Raw genomic sequence first — 19,740 nt, 5'->3', positions numbered from 1 at the left:
ACATCTTGTTATCCAACTGTTAGGTGGTTTTGCTGCTATCATAGAGAGACCCTGAATGAAATCGGAGGTCTGAATGCAGCAAAGCGAAACGGAATTGATGCTGAAGGGATACGGTCTGACGACGGCGGAATTCTTCTACCATATGCCCGACTATACACATGTCCTGAACACGTTCATCTGGCAGGAATATGATCTGGCGCCGGATCATCCAAAACTGTTCGAATTCATCGACTTTTGGCAGCGAGAGATTGAGGGGCCTTTGCACTCGGTCAAGTTCACCCATCGCAAGATGATCGCGCCGGGGGAGTGGCGCAATATGGTGGGTGAGTTCCGCGTGAACTGACGCCTTACCCCGCGCGCCACGCGTAGACCGAACACCCGGTTGAGCCCGAGCTGGTAAAGCTGTTGCCATCTTCAGCCAGACGGCCGCGCCATTGAACCGTGATGCCAGGGAAATAATCGGTGCCGCTGATCTGTTGGTCATTCACGTAGATCACCGTGTTGGCTTTTTGGCCCAACGAGTCGGTGAGGCTTCCGGTGTATTTATTGCCTCCGGCATGAGAGTAGCGCACTGTTCCGGTCACTTTGACGACCACCGCGCAGGTGGCCTTGAACTGCCAGGTGCCATCCATAGAAAGGCTCGTGGACACAGACGGTGCAGGGGCCGGTGTGGGGGACGGTGCAGCGACGACCTTGCAGATCGTGCCGCTTTTGCCCTGCAACTCCTCCAGCGCGTGCTGAGTTCCCAAATCATCCGCCCCCAATTGCGACGCGCTCGCCTCGCGGTAGCGCGCAAAGGCCTGACGGGTGCGAGGACCGGCGACACCGTCTGCGCCTCCGGCACTGCAGCCCAGCGCGTTCAAAGCCGATTGCGTGGCGCGCATCACTTCGCGCGAATCTGATATGACGGGGGTGTCTGGGGCTTCGGGGGCCGGAGTGCGCTCTGTCTCGATTGGTAGCTCAACCGAGGCAAGGCTGTCGCGCAATTGCAGAGCTACCTCGTAGGAGTAGTTCTCGGACTGTTCCTCATACTTCTCAAGAAAGGCGTCCAGCGCGGTCACCGTCCCGACCGAGCGGGCAAGCTCTAGATCCGCGCGCATGTCATCCGTCGGGGGCGTTGGTGCGTTCCGGGGGGCTGTTGCGACAGCTGGGGTGAAATAGAACTCACCCAAAAGCTCATCATAGTAGGCCGGGATCTGCGTATGCTGAACGGTGCGGGACAGATCGCGCACCTCGCGCCGCAGGTCTGAGACCATGCTGCGCAGCTCAAGACCCGGTTCTGACAGTCGTGGCAGCAATGCGCGGGTGAAGACCGAGTTCTGGGCTGGTTCATCATCGCTCAGGCGGTCCAGCGCCATCTGGCCAGCCCCGGCTGAGAAGATCACGAACATACCCTCAGGCGCGTTGATGCGACCGAGGCCGCGGGTGCGCCCTACGCTGCGCCCGGAAACGGTTTCAAACGGATTGTCGCGGCAGGCGTCTATGATCGCGATGGAAGTGCGCGCACCGGTGGCGCGGACGCGGTCCAGTAGGTTCGACAGGGCGATGGATTCGGACTTCACGAAATCGGTCTCGCCGGACGAGGGCGCGACAATATCGGTGGGCAGCAGATAATTCTCTCCGTCGATCTCAACGCCGTGACCGGCAAAGAACACAAAAGCGGTATCGCCAGCCTCAAGCCGAGCCGTAAAGTCGGCGATTTTCTGGTTCATGCCGCGCCGGTCGAGGTTGAGACCTTGGATAGTTTCAAAGCCCAGATTTTCCAGCTTGTCGGAAACAGCCTCGGCGTCGGCGACGGCTTTCTTCAAATCAACGACCGAGTTGTACTGATCATTGCCGATCACCAGCGCCAAACGCTCTTGCGCCCAAAGCGGGGCGGCGAAACATGCAAACAGAAAAAACAGAAACTTGTTCATCTCAACAACCCAAATTGGAATGATCCTGTTACATCTATATCGGAAAACCGCCGCGTCCCTCAGTGATTTGGATTACTTTGGCTTAACCCATCGCATAAGAGGCGGTTTTCAGGTCATGCGACGGAAAAAAGAAGTGCTGATGATTGCGCTAACATTGGACATGACCTTAGGGGCAGGTTAAGGACAACTCATGGTTTCACGCGTCATTCCCGTCGATCCTTTCGATCTGGTCATTTTCGGCGGCACCGGAGATCTTGCGCAGCGCAAGATCCTACCCGCTTTGTTTCGCAGATTCTGCGCGGGGCAATGGCCCGAAAGCGCACGCATCATTGCGGCGGCACGCAGTGAGCTTTCGACGGATGCGTTCCGGACCCTCGTGGCCGAGTCGTTGCGGAGCTATGCGCCCAGACGGTCTAGTGAGGTTGAGAATCTGCAAGGTTTCCTGCAGCGCCTAGATTACGTCCGGCTGGATGCGCTCTCAACCGGTGGGTGGGATGAGCTTGCAGGCAAACTGACCCCGGACCGGGTGCGGGCGTTCTATTTCTCGGTCGGTCCCAGCCTGTTTGCCCCTCTGGCCGAACGTATCCGCGCGCATGCGCTTGCGACCGAGGACACTCGGATCGTGGTGGAGAAACCCTTTGGCCACGATCTGGACAGCGCGCGGGATTTGAACGCGACGCTGGCGGCGCATTTTGACGAAGGACAGATCTATCGGATCGACCACTATCTGGGGAAAGAAACCGTCCAGAACCTGATGGCCGTGCGGTTTGGCAACATGTTGTTCGAGCCGCTCTGGAACAGCCAATACGTCGATCACATCCAGATCACCGTGGCCGAAACGGTCGGCGTCAAAGGGCGCGAGGACTATTACGAGCGTGCCGGAGCCATGCGCGACATGGTGCAGAACCACCTGATGCAACTGCTGTGTCTTATCGCGATGGAGCCGCCCGCCAAATTCGATCCGGATGCGGTGCGGGACGAAAAGCTTAAGGTGATCCGTGCGCTCGATCCGGTTGAGCCGCACCACATTGTACGTGGGCAGTTCGCCGCAGAGGCCGATGGGTCAGGCTATCGCGAGGTTGTCGGCAATCCCCGCTCGACCACGGAAAGTTACGTGGCCTTGAAGGCGCATATCAGCAACTGGCGATGGGCCGGGACGCCGTTCTACCTGCGCACCGGCAAGCAGCTGGTGGCGCGCTCCTCGGTGATCAACGTGCAATTCAAGGACGCACCGCATTCGATTTTTGGCGAGGCCGCAGGGCGACACGCCAACGCTCTGTCGATCCGGTTGCAACCGAATGAGGGGATCACCTTGAAGGTGACGATCAAGGAACCGGGGCAGGGTGGAATGCGTCTGATTGACGTCCCGCTCGACATGAGCTTTGCCGAGGCACTCGGTCCGGAAAATCAGGATCCGCCTGACGCATATGAACGGCTGATCATGGACGTGATCCGGGGCAACCAGACCCTGTTCATGCGTGGTGATGAGGTTGAGGCCGCCTGGGCCTGGACCGATCCGATCATCGCCGGATGGCAGGCGCGGGGTGATGTCCCCAAACCCTATGACAGTGGCAGCACAGGGCCGGGCGACGCCGAGCTGCTGATGAAACGAGACGGTCGCCACTGGCAAGGAATCAAGCCATGAATATTCAGGAATATGCCGACCGCGACATGTTGGCGATCGACGTGGCCAACGCATTGGCCGGAGAATTGGAGGCCGCGTTGTTGCATGATGACACAGTGGCCCTTGCGGTGCCGGGCGGAACGACTCCGGGGCCGGTTTTCGATGTCCTCTGTGCCGCAGATCTGGACTGGGCGCGGATACGCGTGCTGCCGACCGACGAACGCTGTGTGCCTGCGGACAGTGATCGCTCGAACGAGCGTCTGATCCGGGAGCGTCTTCTGACCAACCGCGCCTCGGTTGCGCAATATGTACCTCTCTACGTCCCGGGGGCCGCTCCTGAGGACGCACTGCCTGAGATCGAGTCATTGATCGCACCAGTGCTGCCTTTGTCGGTACTGGTGTTGGGAATGGGAGGCGATATGCACACCGCCTCGCTGTTTCCGGGAATGCAGGGGTTGGCTGAGGCGCTGGACAGCAATGCGCCGACACTGGCCGTGGCGCGGACGGATGTGCAACCGGAACCGCGCATCACCCTGACGGCTCCGGTTTTGGATGGGGCGTTGTCGAAACATCTGATCATCTTCGGCGCCGAGAAGCGGGAAGCGCTGGAGAAGGCTATGTCTCTACCCCCCGAAGAGGCCCCAATTGCGGCTGTGTTGGGCGGCATGACCGTTCATTGGGCGGAGTGAGCCATGCAGCTGGATAGATTGAAAGCACTGGCAGCATCGCAGCAGGCGCGCATTCTCGACCTGTTCGAAGCGGACGCAGATCGGGCACAGGATTTCTCCGCCTCAACCGGAGATATGCTGTTCGACTACTCAAAAACGCAGATCGACGGCGAGATCCGGGATGCGCTGACCCAATTGTGTGACCAAGCCAATCTGGCCGCGAGCCGCGAGGCGATGTTCTCCGGCCAGAAGATCAACGAGACCGAAGATCGCGCGGTGTTGCATACAGCATTGCGCAATCTGGACGGCGGCGCGGTTCAGGTCGATGGTCAGGATGTCATGCCGGACGTTTTGGACACCTTGCAGCGGATGAGTGTTTTCGCCGAAGAGGTGCGTGGCGGAACCGCTGCCGGGGCAGGGGGCAGCTTTACCGATGTGGTGAATATCGGCATCGGAGGCTCGGATCTCGGGCCGGTGATGGCGACCCATGCGCTGTCGCCTTACCATGATGGGCCGCGTTTGCACTATGTCTCGAACGTCGATGGCGCGCATATCGCGGATACGTTGCGCCAGTTGGACCCGACCCGGACACTGGTGATCGTGGCCTCGAAAACCTTCACGACGATTGAAACCATGACCAACGCCCGCACCGCGCGGGCCTGGATGAGCGAGGGCGGAGGAGACCCCTCCAAGCAGTTCGCCGCCGTCTCAAGCGCGTTGGACAAAACGCAGGCCTTCGGGATCCCCGAGGACCGCGTGTTTGGCTTCGCCGATTGGGTCGGTGGGCGGTACTCTGTCTGGGGACCTGTCGGTTTGCCGGTGATGATCGCGATCGGCTCGAATGCATTCGATGCTTTCCTGCGGGGTGGACAGGCGATGGACCTGCACTTCCGCTCGGCCGACTGGGCCGAGAACGTTCCGGTGATGCTGGCCTTGGTTGGGATCTGGCATCGCCAGGTGCTGGGCCATGCTAGCCGAGCGGTGTTGCCCTATGACCAAAGGCTGCTGCGATTGCCGGCCTATTTCCAGCAGCTTGAGATGGAATCGAACGGCAAATCGGTCGCAATGGATGGCAGCGCGTTGTCGGTGCCATCGGGGCCTGTTGTCTGGGGTGAACCGGGCACTAACGGCCAGCACGCTTTCTACCAGCTGATCCATCAGGGCACCGACGTGATCCCCTGCGAATTCATGGTCGCTGCCGAGGGGCATGAGCCTGAACTGGCCCATCATCACCGCCTGCTTCTGGCCAATTGCCTCGCCCAGTCCGAGGCCTTGATGCGCGGCAGGACTTTTGACGAAGCCAGCGCCCGTATGGCGGCCAAGGGCTTGACGGGCGATGAACTGGATCGTCAGGCGCGGCACCGGGTGTTTCCGGGCAACCGGCCTTCGACCACGTTGATCTATCCCAAACTGACGCCCTTTGTGTTGGGTCAGATCATAGCGCTCTATGAGCATCGGGTGTTCGTGGAAGGCGTCCTTCTGGGCATCAATTCTTTCGATCAATGGGGCGTCGAATTGGGCAAAGAACTTGCGACCTCACTCGGGCCGATCGTGGACGGAGAAGAAAGCGCGGACGAAAAAGATGGCTCGACTGCGGCCTTGGTCGCCTATGCCCTGCGCCACCGCAATTGACGTGGTGAAATGCGGCCCGAGGCAGCCTCGGGCCGCAATCTTTTTATTGTCAGACATATAATTGCTTGGCAGGGTTCTTCCCAATGAACCGTCATGATTGATCGCTCGGCCGCAGGCCTGCGTATCACTCAAAGTACGGAATGGCTGCCGACAGTGTGGCCTGAACAAAAAAAGGGAGGATGCCCATGCTGGGACAGATGATGACGCAGCCCTTGCTGATCTCGTCACTGATTGATCACGCCGAGCGCTACCACGGTCAGACGGAAATCGTGTCGGTCGAAACAAACGGCACCGTAACGCAGACCAATTGGTCCGAAGTGGCGCGCAATGCGCGCCGGTTGGGATCGGCATTGACCAAGCTTGGGCTGGAACCACAAGACCGCATCGGCACCCTGGCCTGGAATAACCGCCGCCACCTTGAGATCTACTATGCGACCTCAGGTGCTGGTTTCGTGTGTCACACGATCAATCCACGCCTCTTCCCCGAACAGCTGACCTACATCATCAACCACGCCCAGGATCGCGTTCTGTTTTTCGACGCTACCTTCATCCCTCTGGTCGCAGCGTTGCAAGAAGGGTTAGGCGAGGTTCATCACTTTGTGCTGATGGGCCCCCGTGATGACGAAGCGGCGGCGCAGATCGACGGGTTGCAATTCTATGATGAGTTGATCGAGACGGGTGATGCCGATTTCGCATGGCCGGACTTGGATGAAAACACGGCCTCCGGCCTGTGCTACACCTCGGGCACAACGGGCCATCCCAAGGGGGTGCTGTACTCGCATCGCTCGACCGTATTGCATGGCTTTGCCTCGAACGCGCGAGACGTCATTGGCTATTCGGCGATGGATGTCGTGATGCCCGTGGTGCCGATGTTCCATGTAAATGCCTGGGGGTCGCCCTATGCCTGTGCCATGTCCGGCTCGCGTATGGTTCTGCCGGGGCCGGGACTGCATGGTGAGGCACTCGTCAACCTGATTGACACTTATGGCGTGACGGTCGCGATGGGCGTTCCCACGATCTGGCAGGGCCTTTTGGCCCATGCCGCGCAATCCGACAGCAAACTCGCCAGTCTTGAGCGCACCGTGATCGGAGGCGCCGCTTGCCCACCCTCGATGATCGAGACCTTCCGCGAGGTCTACGACGTCGATACCGTCCACGCCTGGGGCATGAGTGAAATGAGCCCGCTGGGCTCAACCAATGTCCCGATTGCCAAACATCGCGACCTGCCTATTGAAGAGCAACACCGTCTACGCGAAAGCCAGGGGCGGCCTCCCTATGGGGTTGAGCTGAAGATCGTGGATGACGACGGCAATGACTTGCCCCATGACGGCGAAACCCAGGGCGACCTGATGGTACGCGGCCCGTGGGTGCTGGACAGCTACTTCCAGATGCAGGACGAGGCGCTTCTGCAGGACGGCTGGTTCGCCACCGGGGACGTCGCAACACTAGATGCCGACGGCTACATGACGATCCGCGACCGGTCGAAGGACATCATCAAATCAGGCGGCGAATGGATCAGCTCGGTCGAGTTGGAAAACATCGCAGTTGCCCATCCAAAACTCGCAACAGCCGCCGTGGTTGGTGTGGCGCACCCCAAATGGGATGAGCGCCCGATTCTGGTCGCCGTGAAGGCCGAGGGAGAGGAGCCTTCAGAGGAAGAGTTACTATCCTTCTTCGATGGCAAGATCGCCAAATGGCAGGTGCCGGACAAGGTTGTGTTCATCGACGCTCTGCCGTTGAACGCCACGGGAAAGGTGCTGAAACGGACCTTGCGCACGCAGTTTGCCGACGCATTGACGGGGTGATCTGGGGGAATTGGCTCCGGCGGTAGGGATCGAACCTACGACCAATTGATTAACAGTCAACTGCTCTACCGCTGAGCTACGCCGGAACGGTTCGCGCCGTATAGCAAGCTGTTTTCACGGCGTCCAGTGGGGGATGAAAAGTTTTTTCTGCCGATCAGCAAAGCGCAGTTCTGGCCCGTCTGGACCATGACCAATTTCACCAGATTTTGCTGAGAAGATTGGCTCCGGCGGTAGGGATCGAACCTACGACCAATTGATTAACAGTCAACTGCTCTACCGCTGAGCTACGCCGGAACTGAGGGGCGTATAACAACCCCGATTTTTGACGTCCAGTGGGGAAGCGCGAGAAATCTGAATTTTTTCACGCGCTCACGAAAGTCGCCGGAAAACCGCATCTGAAGCAAGCGGGCCATTGTAGGTGACTTTGGATTTTCCCGCCAAATCAATCAAATGCGCCAGGACGTTACGCTCGGCTGCGGGCAGCAGGGCTTTCGGGGTGTCGGTGTAGATACGCTCGGCCAATTGACGGGCCGAGCCTTGCCGATCTGCCAGCGCCGCCAGGATCTGCGCTTCTCGTCCTAGCCTATGCTGAATCAACCACTCCAACCGCTCAGCAGGGTTTTCGATCGGCGCGCCGTGACCCGCGTGAAAGACGGACCAGTCGCGCTGTTGCAGTCGATGACAGGCCGCCATGAAGTCGGTGAGGTCTCCGTCAGGGGGAGAGACGAGCGAGCTGGCCCAACCCATCACGTGATCTGCCGTAAAGCAGATATCGCCCCAAGCCAGCGCGATGTGATTGCCCAGATGACCGGGGGTGTGGATGACCTCGAGCTGCCAGTCGTCACCCGTGATGCGTTCTCCGTCCGCCAGCTCGATATCCGGCCGGAATGCGGTGTCGATGCCTTCGCCGCCTTGCACCATGCCACTTTGGGCGAGGTCGGACATGACCGCACTGCGCCCGGCTTCGGGGCCTCCAAAGGCCAGAATAGGGGCACTCGTGCGGGCGGCGAGCGGGGCAGCCAGAGGCGAATGATCCAGATGGGTGTGGGTCACGAGGATATGGCTGATTCTCTGATCGGGGGACAACGCGTCCAGAATCGCCTCCAGATGCGCGTTGCTCAGCGGTCCGGGGTCGATCACTGCCAGATATCGGGTGCCCAGAAGATAGGTGTTCGTGCCCCGATACGTCATCGGCGAAGGATTCGGAGCCAGAATGCGCCGCAAACCCGGATGCAACTCCTGCGCCACGCCAGCTGGCGGGTTGAATTCGTCAGGTGCCTGCATTCTGTCCTCTTTCTCTTGTCTGGGCAGCCCGCTAGGTTTAGCGCATGTCCACGCAATGGCTCAAACCCTATATGCCACGCGGCCTGTATGTCCGGGCTGCGCTGATTCTCGTACTGCCGGTGGTGGCCTTGCTGCTGGTGGTGGGCATTGCGTTCCTGCAAAAGCACCTGGAGGACGTGACCGCGCAAATGACGCAAGCCGCTGCGCGGGAAGTCCGACTGATCACTCAGACCATGGCTGAATCTGAGACCCGGCAACAGGCGTTGGCCGCTGTGCGTCCTGATCTGAGCGCTCTGTCGATGAAGATGCAGTTCCTCGATGCGGATGAGATGCCGGAGATCGGCCGGCGCAGATGGTACGACTTTATTGCGCCACAGGTTGAGGCAGATCTTAGGGCGGAATTGCCCGACCTTGCGGCGGTTGCCCTGCCGAGCGGGCAAGAGGCGCGCCTGTATATGCCCACTCATCTAGGTCTGTTGCAGCTGACCTTTGATCGACGGCGTCTGTCCCCTGCAGCGCCGCATCAGTTGATTGTGACGATGGTTTTCTTTGCCATCATCATGACCTCGATTTCGTTTCTATACATGCGCAACCAGCTCCGGCCCATTACGCGGCTTGCAGATGCTGCACAGGCTTTTGGTCGCGGACGGGTTGTGCCGTATTCCCCCGGCGGCGCGGTCGAGGTTCGGGCCGCGGGAAACGCTTTTCTCGACATGCGGGCGAGGATCGAGCGGCAGATGGAGCAGCGAACGTTGATGTTGTCCGGGGTCAGCCATGACCTGCGTACCCCGCTGACACGACTGAAACTGGGTCTGTCTATGTTGCCAGAAGAAGAGGCTGCGCCGTTGCAGCAGGACGTAACCGAGATGCAATCGCTTCTGGATGCGTTCCTCGACTTTTCACGCGGTGCCGCAGAAGGCGCGCCCGAAGAGGTCGATCCCGAAGCTTTGCTGACGCAGATCGTCAGCGACGCAAAACGGGCAGGCCATCAAGCGGAACTGGTAGCAGTCGAAGGGCAGGGGACCGTGATGTTGCGGCCATCGGCCATGCGCCGGGCGGTTGAGAACCTGATCGGCAACGCCGTGCGCTATGGCAGCAAGGCGGATGTCAGCCTGACGCTTACACCCAAATCCCTGCGTATCCGGGTCGAGGATGATGGACCGGGCATCCCGCCGGAACAGCGGACCGAGGCCGTTAAGCCCTTTTCCCGCCTGGACCCTGCACGTAATCAGAACCAAGGCAGCGGTGTTGGTCTGGGCCTTGCCATAGTAGCCGACATCGCCCGTGCCCATGGCGGCGTTTTGCGCCTTGGTAAAAGCGAGCGACTGGGCGGGCTGTGTGCCGACATCATCTTCGGGCGCTAGAGGCGCGGCGTTCTTATGAAAATAGCGGATTTTGGTAGGCCCGGCAGGACTTGAACCCGCAACCAAAGCGTTATGAGCGCTCTGCTCTAACCAATTGAGCTACAGGCCCGCCTGAGCGCTTTGAGTACCACGGTGATCGCCCGCGTCAAGCCTGACCGTTGCATCAAAGCGCACAATCGACTAACCCGCCCGCAAACAATTCATGAGGGATAGGCCATGACAGCGGGCAAGAACGGAATCACCTACGCCGACGCGGGTGTGGATATTGATGCAGGCAACGCTCTGGTCGACCGCATCAAGCCTGCCGCCAAACGCACCAATCGCCCTGGTGTCATGAGCGGTCTGGGCGGGTTCGGCGCGCTGTTTGACCTCAAGGCCGCTGGCTATGAAGATCCCATTTTGGTGGGGGCCACCGACGGTGTCGGCACCAAGCTGCGGATCGCGATTGACACTGGTGTTGTGGATGGCGTTGGCATTGATCTTGTGGCCATGTGCGTCAACGACCTGATCTGCCAGGGCGCTGAGCCATTGTTCTTTCTCGATTATTTCGCCACTGGCAAGCTGGACACCGATACCGCCGCGCGGATCATTGAAGGGATTGCCGAAGGCTGCGCTCAGTCTGGTTGTGCTCTGATCGGTGGTGAAACCGCCGAGATGCCGGGCATGTATCCCGATGGTGATTTCGATCTGGCCGGGTTCTCGGTCGGCGCGATGGAGCGTGGTGCCGATCTGCCCGACGGCGTAGCGGCGGGCGACGTTCTGTTGGGATTGGCCTCCAACGGGGTGCATTCCAATGGCTACTCTCTGGTGCGCAAACTGGTCGAGATTTCCGGGCTGGGCTGGGAGGCCGACTCGCCCTTTAGCGACGGCACGTTGGGCGAGTCGCTGCTGACGCCGACGCGGCTTTATGTGAAGCCTGCACTGGCCGCGATCCGCGCCGGGGGTGTGCATGCGCTGGCCCATATCACCGGCGGTGGTCTGACCGAAAACCTGCCGCGTGTTCTGCCCGAAAGGCTGGGCGCTCAGATCAATCTGGACGCATGGGATCTGCCGCCCGTCTTCGATTGGATGGCCGAAACTGGCGGGATTGCCGAAGCTGAGATGTTGAAGACGTTCAACTGCGGCATCGGCATGATCGTGGTCTGCGCCGAAGATCAGGCCGACGCGCTGACGGCTTTGCTGGCTGAGGCGGGTGAGACCGTGTCGCGCATCGGCACTGTGACTGACGCGGCTGGCGTGGCCTATTCGGGCAAACTGCTGTGAGCCACAAGCGCGTCGCGATCCTGATTTCCGGCGGTGGGTCAAACATGGTCTCTCTGGTCGACAGCATGACCGGAGACCACCCTGCGCGCCCATGTCTGGTTCTGTCCAACGACGCGCAGGCCGGTGGTCTGGCAAAGGCGCGGGAACGCGGCATTGAAACTGCCGTGGTCGATCACCGCCCCTTCAAAGGGGATCGGGCGGCGTTTGAGGCGGAACTGCTGAAACCGCTTGAGGCCGCGCAACCTGATATCGTCTGTCTGGCCGGGTTCATGCGGGTTTTGACTGGCGATTTCGTATCGCGCTTTCAGGGGCGGCTGCTGAACATTCACCCCTCGCTGCTGCCAAAATACAAGGGCCTGCACACCTATGCCCGCGCGATCGAAGCGGGTGATGCTGAACATGGCTGCACCGTGCATGAGGTCACCGCGGCGCTGGATGATGGCCCAATTCTGGGGCAGGCGCGGGTCGCCATTGCACCCGAGGACACCCCCGACAGCCTGGCCGCCAAAGTGCTGGTTTTTGAGCATCAGCTCTACCCGTCGGTGCTGCGGCGGTATGCGGAAGGCAACAGGTCGATTCTTATGCTGCCCTGATCACCCTTGGGTGATTTACACCCGGCGGAAATTCGTCCTATGGTCGCCGATAACGCTCGGGACGTTAGAAAAACGGGCAGTCACACAAAGAACAAGAATAGTACGGCGCATGAAAACTCTGACAACGACGCAAGAGCTGGCTGATTTCTGCTCGGCTGCTGCTGCTTTTCCCTATGTCACTGTAGATACCGAATTTCTGCGCGAGCGGACCTACTATTCAAAACTGTGTCTGGTGCAATTGGCCGTCCCCTCCGAGGATGAAGACAGTGCCGTTCTGGTCGACCCGCTAGCCGATGGTATCTCGCTTGAGCCGCTCTATGAGCTGTTCCGGAATGAGTGCGTGGTCAAGGTGTTCCACGCCGCACGTCAGGACCTTGAGATCTTCTGGGTCGATGCGCATGTCTTCCCAACCCCGCTGTTTGACACTCAGGTTGCTGCGATGGTCTGTGGCTTTGGTGAACAGGTGGGATACGAGACGCTGGTGCGCAAGATCTGCAAGCAGGGGGTGGATAAAACCTCGCGCTTTACCGACTGGTCGCGGCGTCCTTTGACAGATGCGCAAAAGACCTATGCGCTGGCCGATGTGACCCACCTGCGCAAGATCTACGAACATCTCGCGGCTGAGCTTGAGAAAACCAAGCGCAGCCATTGGGTGTCCGAGGAGCTGCGCATACTAACCCAGCCTGGCACCTATGACATCCGGCCCGAGGATGCGTGGAAGCGTGTTAAAACGCGGACGAATTCGGCCAAGTTTCTGGCGGTTGTGCGGGAGCTGGCACAGTTCCGCGAATCCCATGCGCAGGACAACAACATCCCGCGCAACCGCGTGTTCAAGGATGACGCGCTGATCGAACTGGCCTCGACCAAACCCAAAACGCCATCGGACCTTGGCGGCTCGCGCCTATTGCTGCGAGAAGCGCGCAAGGGGGCGATTGCGGAAGGCATTCTGGCGGCCGTCAAAAAGGGTGTGAACTGTCCGCCCGAACAGCTGCCCAAGGTCGACACGAGCCGCGACAAACTGAAGGTGAACCCAGCGCTGGCTGATCTGTTGCGGGTGTTGCTGAAATCGAAAACCGAAAGCTCGGGCGTGGCAGCAAAGCTGATCGCCACCAGCGCCGAACTGGACCAGATCGCAGCGGGCGAGCGCGGCCTTCCCTCTATGACCGGTTGGAGGTTCGAGGTGTTCGGTGAGGATGCTCTGAAGCTGTGCGAAGGCAAGATCGCACTGGCCGCAAAGGGGCAAAACGTGAAGGTCGTGCCCCTCTGATCGTTTAGCGGCGGCGTGATTCCAGGGCGTTTTGCTGCCCAACCACGCGGACCAGGCGAATGCCTTCAAGCTCTTGCCGGGAGACGTTGATGGCGTCGGAAACCATTCGCGAACGCTCAGTGCCTTGAGCCGTTTGCGCCTTGGGGTAATTGACCAGGAAGGTGAACTCCATCACGCCGTTCTTCTGGTTTTCTTCCGAATTCACGGGCACCAGACGGGCGTTGAACGCGCCCTGGCGTTGCGCCGTGCCCGAGGAATAGACGATCGCTCCGGTAGGCGTCGCGTCGATCCGCAGCTCGTCGATTTTTGCAATTGGAACGCTGGTGTCTTCTTCTACGGGGCGATCAAACAAGCCGATGCCATCGCTTTGTCTTGGCACCAGGGCATAGGCCTCGTCTACCGGGGCGGTTTCGACCGGGGCGGGCTGGCTGGATCCGAACCAGTTCGACGGGTTCGCCCGTGAATTGCGCCAGCTATTGCAGGCAGACAGGGTCAACGCGGCGATGATAAGAAGAGACAGTGATTTTTGCATGGACCCACGGCTTTAACAGTCATTCACGCAATGGGTTAGCGCAATTTCCTTGCCTTGAAAAGCCACGGCGAGGGCTGGACAGGTGGCTATCGTCGGCATAGGTCACAATTGTGAATGAAACAGAAGGACCGCCGCGCCATGGCAACGCCCGCCTTTGAAGAAATTGTCGAAGACTTCGAGTTCCTTGAAGATTGGGAGGACCGCTATCGCCATGTGATCGAGCAGGGCAAAGCGATGGAGCCGCTGGACGATGCGCTCAAAGTTCCAGCCACCAAAGTGGACGGTTGCGCCAGCCAGGTGTGGCTGCACCCTATGATCGATGGCGGCGTGTTTCGTTTCGATGGGGATAGCGATGCGCTGATCGTTCGTGGTCTGATTGCGGTTTTACGTCTTCTTTACAACGACTTGCCGGTTTCTGAGGTGATCAAGGTCGACGCCGGCGGAGAGTTGGCGCGGCTGGGCCTGAATGACCACTTGTCCGCTCAGCGGTCGAACGGTCTGAGGGCGATGATCGAACGCATCCGCGAAGTCGCGCAGGAAAAAGCGTAGCGTCAGCGCGTTCTAGTCGCCCAATCGGTCAACGTGGTTTCCAGATCGCCATAGCCGGTCAAGCGGCGCTCAAAATCCAGACCCATACGCTCAGCACATTCCTGTGCGCGTGCCGTCAGCGCGGGATCATCTGTTTGGGCCTGATAGACCAGTTTGGTGTAGTTCCCGAAATACATGTCTCGTAGCTGAGGATGACGATCCAGCCCCAGCGGTTTCCAGACGAATGCATCGAACTGCCGGGCCAGAAAATCGGTCAGGTAGAATGCGGTTGTCTCGTCCTCACCCTTTGCGGCAAAGGCCTCATTCCCTTCGAAGAACGAATAGCAATGCGGGCCTTTGACCATCTCGACACCCAGCCGATCGCACGCCTGTTGTAGAAGGCCGCCGGTGCCGCAATCCGCGTAGACGACGAAGACCTGATCGTAGCGCTCACGATGCTTGGCAATCGCGTCCTCTACGGCCTGAGTGATCTTTTCGGGGCGGACATGAAGGATCGCGGGCAGGCAGGTCAGGTCCATATGGTCCCAGCCGTTGCGGGTCTTGAGGTCCAGAATCTCGCGCGCCAAGGCCCCGCAGGCCAGCAACAAGATACGACCCTTGCCGGTTTCGTCATATCCATCGGTCGTTAGACGGGCGTCATCGGGATGCTGGTTCTGCGACATTCCGGATTCCTCTGGCTGGCTGGTCCGGGTGATTTTGCCCGAAAACGCGGCTTGAAACAAAAAGGCCGCCCGAAATCGAGCGGCCCTTTCAGAACTAAAAACGGAGTTCTTATCCCGCCAGCTGGTTGTGCTTGCGCGAGACGAAGTCCTTGGCGGTCTCAACCGCCACAGCCGCGTCACGGCAATATGCGTCAGCACCGATGGCTTTGCCAAACTCTTCGTTCAGCGGTGCGCCGCCGACCAGAACGATGTAGTCATCGCGAACGCCTTGCTCTACCAGCGTGTCGATCACGACCTTCATGTAAGGCATGGTGGTGGTCAGCAGGGCCGACATGCCCAGGATGTCGGGCTGTTCGTTTTCCAGCGCTTCCAGGTAGTTCTCGACCGGGTTGTTGATGCCGATGTCCACAACTTCGAAGCCAGCGCCTTCCATCATCATCGAAACAAGGTTCTTGCCGATGTCGTGGATGTCGCCCTTCACGGTACCGATGACCATCTTGCCAACGCGGGGCGCGCCGGTTTCGGCCAGCAGAGGTTTCAGGATCGCCATACCGCCTTTCATGGCGTTGGCGGCCAGCAGAACCTCGGGCACAAACAGGATGCCGTCGCGGAAGTCGTGGCCAACCACGGTCATGCCGCCGACCAGAGCTTTGGTCAGGATGTCGTAGGGGGTCCAGCCGCGCTCGAGAAGGATGTTGGTGCCTTCTTCGATCTCTTCTTTCAGGCCGTCGTAGAGATCGTCGAACATCTGTTCAACAAGCTCTTCGTCGTTCAGTTCGGACAGGATGATGTCTTCTTCGTCGGACATGGGGTGTTTTCCTGAGCTGTGCGGACCCTTGGTCCGGGGTGGCATTTTTTTCGTTTTGGCCAAAACGTCGCATATTTACTGTGACGATTGCGACCTCGGCGGTTTCGGGACCGACGTTTATGTCAAAAATCGGCATTGGGCGACAGAATAATATGCATGATCATCCTGTGTCTGGCTCAGGTTAGCAAAAACAGAGGGTGGTTGCCTCGCGTTCAGTATTCGCTTACCTATAGGGTGAGAACGTAAGGTGAACAAATGCAACCTCAAACCAATATCCGCGCTCGGGGGACCGCGTCCAACGACGCGGGTCGCTTTGAAAAACTAGCCACGGTCCAGACGGATGACGGTTGGGACATCGAAGAAGACCAACCGCTTCTGAGGACCGAGGTCCGGGACGAGGTGGCGCGCAGTGTGATCACCTATAATCGCTCGCCAGACCTGCCGTTCGACCGCTCGATAAACCCGTATCGGGGGTGCGAACATGGCTGCGTCTATTGCTTTGCGCGGCCCAGTCATGCCTATCTGGGGCTGTCTGCGGGGCTGGATTTCGAGACGCGTTTAACCGCTCGCGGCAATGCGGCCGAAGTGCTGCGAAAGGAATTGTCCGCGCGGTCCTACAAGGTCGAGCCGATTGCCTTGGGCACCAACACCGACCCTTATCAACCCGTTGAAAAAGAACGCGGGATCACGCGGGCCTGTCTTGAGGTTCTGAGGGATTTCAACCACCCCATAGCGATCGTGACCAAAGGGACCCTGATCGAGAGGGATCTGGATATTCTTGCCCCCATGGCCGCGCAGCGTCTAGTTCGGGTCGGGATATCCCTAACAACCTTGGACGCTGGCCTCTCTCGCCGGATGGAGCCGCGCGCCCCGTCTCCCAAACGGCGGTTAGAGGTCATCCGACGTCTCACCGGGGCAGGGGTGCCGGTGCGGGTGATGACCTCGCCCGTTGTGCCCGGGTTGACGGATCACGAGCTGGAGACCCTGCTGGAGGCCGGGCATGAGGCCGGCGCTGACACCGCGAGCTGGATCATGCTGCGTCTGCCACGAGAGGTGTCGGCGCTGTGGCAGGACTGGCTGGCCGAACATGAACCCGCGCGGGCGGAAAAGGTCATGGCACGGCTGCGCGAGATGCATGGAGGTCGCGACTATGACCCGCGCTGGGGTCACCGGATGCGGGGAGAAGGTGAGTATGCCGAATTGATCACAAAACGCTTCAAGGTGGCCGTCAAACGTTTGGGCCTGAAGGTGAAGTCCGAAGACCTGCGTCGCGATCTTTTCGCAAAACCTGCGCAGCCGGGCGATCAGATGAGCCTGTTTTAGGCCGCGCGTCAGAAACTGATACCGATCCCGGCTGTGAACCCGTTGACCGTGTCGCTGCCATAGTAACGAACCATGATCCGGGTTGTGCTTACCCATGGAACCCAGGTGTCGGAGAGATCAACCTCAATCCCGCCGCCGACGCGGGCCAGCCAATCTGTGCCCAGAACAATCGACTGATCCCCGACCAGGTAAGAGATAGACAGATCTCCGACCCAACGCACCGGTCGGCCAAACATCCGACCGCCTGTCGGAAACCGGTACCGTGACCAAAGCACTGCATTTGCAGCCGTCGATTGCACGAGGAGGTCTTCGTCGTCACCAATAGGCCAGTATTCGATATGCGTGTAGCGAAGGCTCATCTCGAACTCTCGGTCATTGGTCAGAGGGCGTGCGTAGTCCAGCGTCAGGGAACCGCCCGCACCTCCGGCCCAGAGACCGCCGCTTTCGAGGAAATCAGCTTCTATGCCAAGCCGCTCTGCTATCACTTGGGCGGCGACTGACGTGTCAGATTGGGTGCGTCCGATCGAGATATGCGCCATGGGCGTCAGTTTCCAGCGTTCTCCCAAGTCGAACTGGTAGCCGATACCGCCTGTTACAGCGGCGCTTGTCCATTTGAGTGGCAACGTGGTGGTTTCGCCGGAGCCAGAAAAGAACAGGACCGGGTCATAGCGCGCATAGCCGAAATAGCCTTCGAGGTAGATGGGCACGCCTTCGCTCAGTCGAAAGCCCCCGCCCAATTGCGCAGATTTGAAATCATACTCTCGATTTCCCGTGTTTGATTGCAGGGAGATCGCACTGGCCGAGTCATCAGGGATGCCAGCAAGGCCCAAAATAGCCAGAGAACCCGCCGCGTTTTCGCGCTGGATCTGTTTGAAAATGTCCTCAAGAATCCCTTGCGCCAAACCAGACGCCGGAAACGCAAAAAACGCCAGAAAGGCTATTTGAAGGAACCGACATACCATCGCAACACAGGGTTTCTACAATTTCACGAGACCATATCCATGGTCTTAGGCTGAGAGAAGCAGGCGCAAAAACCGCCGGGGCAAGTGACGCAGCGCTACAACAACTCAGGATCAAAAAAAAAGGCCCCGGAGAACGTCCGGAGCCTTGGTTCTGTTTGATCTGTCGTGCGGTTCAGCGCTTTTCGATATCCACGTAGTCGCGAAGTGTTTCGCCCAGATACAGCTGACGCGGGCGGCCAATCTTGTTCTGAGGATCGGCGATCATCTCTTTCCACTGGCTGACCCAGCCAACAGTGCGCGACAGGGCGAAGATCGGTGTGAACATCGAGGTTGGGAAGCCCATCGCCTCGAGGATGATACCCGAATAGAAGTCCACGTTCGGGAACAGCTTCTTCTCGGCGAAATACGGATCTTCCAGCGCCTGTTTTTCCAGCGCTTTGGCGACCTGAAGCTTGGGGTTGTTTTCGACACCCAGCAGATCCAGCACTTCGTCGGCAGATTGCTTCATCACCTTCGCACGCGGATCGAAGTTTTTGTAAACCCGGTGGCCGAAGCCCATCAGACGGAACGGATCGTTCTTGTCCTTCGCGCGGGCGATGTATTCGGGGATACGATCAACGGTGCCTATCTCTTCCAGCATCTCAAGGCAGGCCTGGTTCGCACCACCATGCGCCGGGCCCCAGAGGCAGGCGATACCAGCAGCGATACACGCAAACGGGTTCGCGCCCGAGGACGACGCCAAACGCACGGTCGAGGTTGAGGCGTTCTGTTCGTGATCCGCGTGCAAGGTAAAGATGCGATCCATCGCACGGCTGAGGATCGGGTTCACCTCATATTCTTCGGCCGGAACGCTGAAGCACATGCGCAGGAAGTTCGACGCATAGTCCAGATCGTTGCGCGGATACACGAAGGGCTGGCCTGTGTGGTACTTGTAGGCCCAAGCCGCAATCGTTGGCATCTTGGCGATCAGGCGGTGCGAGGCGACCTCGCGCTGATGCGGGTCCGAGATATCGGTCGAATCGTGATAGAAGGCCGACATCGCGCCGACAACACCAACCATAATGGCCATCGGGTGCGCGTCGCGACGGAAGCCGCGGTAAAAATACTGCATCTGCTCGTGCAGCATGGTGTGACGCGTGATCGTGGATTCGAATGTTTCGAGATCTTTTGCGACCGGCAGCTCTCCGTAAAGAAGCAGGTAGCAGACTTCGAGGAAGTGGGACTTTTCGGCTAGCTGATCAATCGGGTAGCCGCGGTGCAGCAGCTCACCTTTGTCGCCGTCGATATAGGTAATGGTGCTGTCGCAGCTGGCGGTCGAGGTAAAGCCGGGGTCGTAGGTGAACACACCTGCCTGACCGTAAAGCTTGCGAATATCGACAACATCAGGCCCGGCAGTTGGAGAGTGAACGGGCAACTCATACTCTTTGCCATGGACGGTCAGAGTTGCTGTCTTATTGCTATCAGTCATGGTTGTCCCTTCTTCATTTG

At 59.2% G+C, this 19,740-nt stretch carries 18 protein-coding genes and 3 tRNA genes; 11 read left to right on the top strand and 10 right to left on the bottom strand.

What is annotated here, in order from left to right; genetic code table 11:
• Window positions 1-73 precede the first annotated feature (73 nt).
• The gene (locus tag ACP15L_RS01540) at window positions 74-343 is read left to right on the top strand and encodes an usg protein (RefSeq protein WP_425082870.1); all 270 of its coding nucleotides are present in this window, start codon (window positions 74-76) and stop codon (window positions 341-343) included.
• Window positions 344-347: 4 nt separating this feature from the next.
• Here the strand turns inward: ACP15L_RS01540 and ACP15L_RS01535 are convergent, their stop codons facing one another.
• On the bottom strand, window positions 348-1,916 hold the full coding sequence (locus tag ACP15L_RS01535; RefSeq protein WP_425082869.1) for a caspase family protein: 1,569 nt from the start codon (window positions 1,914-1,916) through the stop codon (window positions 348-350).
• 190 nt (window positions 1,917-2,106) lie between these two features.
• On the opposite strand from ACP15L_RS01535, the gene zwf reads away from it, so the two are divergent.
• The 4 genes from zwf to ACP15L_RS01515 all read left to right on the top strand — a co-directional run bounded on the left by zwf (window position 2,107) and on the right by ACP15L_RS01515 (window position 7,645).
• Window positions 2,107-3,561, top strand: a complete 1,455-nt coding sequence (gene zwf / locus ACP15L_RS01530) for a glucose-6-phosphate dehydrogenase (protein ID WP_425082868.1) — start codon at window positions 2,107-2,109, stop codon at window positions 3,559-3,561.
• Window positions 3,558-4,229 (top strand): 6-phosphogluconolactonase, encoded by a 672-nt coding sequence (gene pgl, locus ACP15L_RS01525; RefSeq protein WP_170659654.1) that lies wholly within the window; start codon window positions 3,558-3,560, stop codon window positions 4,227-4,229. Before zwf ends, pgl begins: the two co-directional genes overlap by 4 nt.
• Before the next feature lie 3 nt (window positions 4,230-4,232).
• Window positions 4,233-5,840, top strand: coding sequence for a glucose-6-phosphate isomerase (pgi, locus tag ACP15L_RS01520; RefSeq protein WP_425082867.1), 1,608 nt, complete (start codon window positions 4,233-4,235; stop codon window positions 5,838-5,840).
• A gap of 185 nt (window positions 5,841-6,025) precedes the next feature.
• The gene (locus ACP15L_RS01515) at window positions 6,026-7,645 is read left to right on the top strand and encodes a long-chain-fatty-acid--CoA ligase (protein WP_425082866.1); all 1,620 of its coding nucleotides are present in this window, start codon (window positions 6,026-6,028) and stop codon (window positions 7,643-7,645) included.
• A gap of 11 nt (window positions 7,646-7,656) precedes the next feature.
• On the opposite strand, the gene ACP15L_RS01510 is transcribed toward ACP15L_RS01515, so the two are convergent.
• From ACP15L_RS01510 to ACP15L_RS01500, 3 genes are all read right to left on the bottom strand, one after another.
• Window positions 7,657-7,731 (bottom strand) — tRNA-Asn (locus ACP15L_RS01510).
• A gap of 133 nt (window positions 7,732-7,864) precedes the next feature.
• A tRNA-Asn gene (locus tag ACP15L_RS01505) sits at window positions 7,865-7,939 on the bottom strand.
• Between the two features lie 75 nt (window positions 7,940-8,014).
• On the bottom strand, window positions 8,015-8,929 hold the full coding sequence (locus tag ACP15L_RS01500; RefSeq protein WP_425082865.1) for an MBL fold metallo-hydrolase: 915 nt from the start codon (window positions 8,927-8,929) through the stop codon (window positions 8,015-8,017).
• A gap of 44 nt (window positions 8,930-8,973) precedes the next feature.
• Between ACP15L_RS01500 and ACP15L_RS01495 the strand changes: the two genes are divergently transcribed.
• Window positions 8,974-10,293 carry an ATP-binding protein gene (locus ACP15L_RS01495; protein WP_425082864.1) on the top strand — a complete coding sequence of 440 codons (1,320 nt, stop codon included), beginning with the start codon at window positions 8,974-8,976 and terminating at the stop codon, window positions 10,291-10,293.
• A gap of 32 nt (window positions 10,294-10,325) precedes the next feature.
• On the opposite strand, the gene ACP15L_RS01490 is transcribed toward ACP15L_RS01495, so the two are convergent.
• Window positions 10,326-10,402, bottom strand: a tRNA-Ile gene (locus ACP15L_RS01490).
• A gap of 107 nt (window positions 10,403-10,509) precedes the next feature.
• Here ACP15L_RS01490 and purM point away from each other — a divergent pair.
• The 3 genes from purM (at window position 10,510) to rnd (ending at window position 13,416) form a co-directional block, all read left to right on the top strand.
• Entirely contained in the window at window positions 10,510-11,556 is a 1,047-nt protein-coding gene (gene purM, locus ACP15L_RS01485; RefSeq protein WP_425082863.1) for a phosphoribosylformylglycinamidine cyclo-ligase, read from the top strand.
• The gene (gene purN / locus ACP15L_RS01480) at window positions 11,553-12,149 is read left to right on the top strand and encodes a phosphoribosylglycinamide formyltransferase (protein WP_425082862.1); all 597 of its coding nucleotides are present in this window, start codon (window positions 11,553-11,555) and stop codon (window positions 12,147-12,149) included. The genes purM and purN overlap by 4 nt, the downstream gene beginning before the upstream one ends.
• A 109-nt stretch (window positions 12,150-12,258) precedes the next feature.
• A complete protein-coding gene (gene rnd / locus ACP15L_RS01475; protein ID WP_425082861.1) occupies window positions 12,259-13,416 on the top strand; it encodes a ribonuclease D in 1,158 nt (385 codons plus the stop codon).
• A 4-nt stretch (window positions 13,417-13,420) separates the two neighbouring features.
• Here rnd and ACP15L_RS01470 read toward each other — a convergent pair whose 3' ends face one another.
• Window positions 13,421-13,948: a hypothetical protein gene (locus ACP15L_RS01470; protein ID WP_170373821.1), complete on the bottom strand. Its 528-nt coding sequence runs from the start codon at window positions 13,946-13,948 to the stop codon at window positions 13,421-13,423.
• A 138-nt stretch (window positions 13,949-14,086) separates the two neighbouring features.
• On the opposite strand from ACP15L_RS01470, the gene ACP15L_RS01465 reads away from it, so the two are divergent.
• The gene (locus ACP15L_RS01465) at window positions 14,087-14,497 is read left to right on the top strand and encodes a SufE family protein (RefSeq protein WP_170526724.1); all 411 of its coding nucleotides are present in this window, start codon (window positions 14,087-14,089) and stop codon (window positions 14,495-14,497) included.
• Between the two features lie 2 nt (window positions 14,498-14,499).
• On the opposite strand, the gene ACP15L_RS01460 is transcribed toward ACP15L_RS01465, so the two are convergent.
• Both ACP15L_RS01460 and ACP15L_RS01455 read right to left on the bottom strand, forming a co-directional pair.
• Window positions 14,500-15,159 (bottom strand): DUF1638 domain-containing protein, encoded by a 660-nt coding sequence (locus tag ACP15L_RS01460; RefSeq protein ID WP_425082860.1) that lies wholly within the window; start codon window positions 15,157-15,159, stop codon window positions 14,500-14,502.
• A gap of 109 nt (window positions 15,160-15,268) precedes the next feature.
• On the bottom strand, window positions 15,269-15,967 hold the full coding sequence (locus tag ACP15L_RS01455; RefSeq protein ID WP_170373819.1) for a corrinoid protein: 699 nt from the start codon (window positions 15,965-15,967) through the stop codon (window positions 15,269-15,271).
• 255 nt (window positions 15,968-16,222) lie between these two features.
• Here ACP15L_RS01455 and ACP15L_RS01450 point away from each other — a divergent pair, with 255 nt between their 5' ends.
• On the top strand, window positions 16,223-17,290 hold the full coding sequence (locus ACP15L_RS01450) for a PA0069 family radical SAM protein (protein WP_425082859.1): 1,068 nt from the start codon (window positions 16,223-16,225) through the stop codon (window positions 17,288-17,290).
• Window positions 17,291-17,298: 8 nt separating this feature from the next.
• Here ACP15L_RS01450 and ACP15L_RS01445 read toward each other — a convergent pair whose 3' ends face one another.
• Window positions 17,299-18,192, bottom strand: coding sequence for an autotransporter outer membrane beta-barrel domain-containing protein (locus ACP15L_RS01445; protein WP_425082858.1), 894 nt, complete (start codon window positions 18,190-18,192; stop codon window positions 17,299-17,301).
• A 232-nt stretch (window positions 18,193-18,424) separates the two neighbouring features.
• Window positions 18,425-19,720 carry a citrate synthase gene (gene gltA, locus ACP15L_RS01440; protein WP_170373816.1) on the bottom strand — a complete coding sequence of 432 codons (1,296 nt, stop codon included), beginning with the start codon at window positions 19,718-19,720 and terminating at the stop codon, window positions 18,425-18,427.
• Window positions 19,721-19,740 lie beyond the last annotated feature (20 nt).

This window comes from Ruegeria profundi, from assembly GCF_049800715.1.
In the GTDB taxonomy this organism is placed as follows: domain Bacteria; phylum Pseudomonadota; class Alphaproteobacteria; order Rhodobacterales; family Rhodobacteraceae; genus Ruegeria; species Ruegeria profundi_A.
The sequence above is the reverse complement of the archived record's forward strand: the minus strand, read 5'-3'. Positions and strand labels throughout refer to the sequence as shown.

Coding starts and splice junctions, on each gene's coding strand:
- ACP15L_RS01450 (WP_425082859.1), top strand. CDS start 16,223: ATGCAACCTCAAACCAATATCCGCGCTCGGGGGACCGCGTCCAACGAC.
- zwf (WP_425082868.1), top strand. CDS start 2,107: ATGGTTTCACGCGTCATTCCCGTCGATCCTTTCGATCTGGTCATTTTC.
- rnd (WP_425082861.1), top strand. CDS start 12,259: ATGAAAACTCTGACAACGACGCAAGAGCTGGCTGATTTCTGCTCGGCT.
- gltA (WP_170373816.1), bottom strand. CDS start 19,720: ATGACTGATAGCAATAAGACAGCAACTCTGACCGTCCATGGCAAAGAG.
- ACP15L_RS01455 (WP_170373819.1), bottom strand. CDS start 15,967: ATGTCCGACGAAGAAGACATCATCCTGTCCGAACTGAACGACGAAGAG.
- pgi (WP_425082867.1), top strand. CDS start 4,233: ATGCAGCTGGATAGATTGAAAGCACTGGCAGCATCGCAGCAGGCGCGC.
- ACP15L_RS01540 (WP_425082870.1), top strand. CDS start 74: ATGCAGCAAAGCGAAACGGAATTGATGCTGAAGGGATACGGTCTGACG.
- pgl (WP_170659654.1), top strand. CDS start 3,558: ATGAATATTCAGGAATATGCCGACCGCGACATGTTGGCGATCGACGTG.
- ACP15L_RS01500 (WP_425082865.1), bottom strand. CDS start 8,929: ATGCAGGCACCTGACGAATTCAACCCGCCAGCTGGCGTGGCGCAGGAG.
- ACP15L_RS01535 (WP_425082869.1), bottom strand. CDS start 1,916: ATGAACAAGTTTCTGTTTTTTCTGTTTGCATGTTTCGCCGCCCCGCTT.
- ACP15L_RS01515 (WP_425082866.1), top strand. CDS start 6,026: ATGCTGGGACAGATGATGACGCAGCCCTTGCTGATCTCGTCACTGATT.
- ACP15L_RS01460 (WP_425082860.1), bottom strand. CDS start 15,159: ATGTCGCAGAACCAGCATCCCGATGACGCCCGTCTAACGACCGATGGA.
- ACP15L_RS01470 (WP_170373821.1), bottom strand. CDS start 13,948: ATGCAAAAATCACTGTCTCTTCTTATCATCGCCGCGTTGACCCTGTCT.
- purM (WP_425082863.1), top strand. CDS start 10,510: ATGACAGCGGGCAAGAACGGAATCACCTACGCCGACGCGGGTGTGGAT.
- ACP15L_RS01495 (WP_425082864.1), top strand. CDS start 8,974: ATGTCCACGCAATGGCTCAAACCCTATATGCCACGCGGCCTGTATGTC.
- ACP15L_RS01465 (WP_170526724.1), top strand. CDS start 14,087: ATGGCAACGCCCGCCTTTGAAGAAATTGTCGAAGACTTCGAGTTCCTT.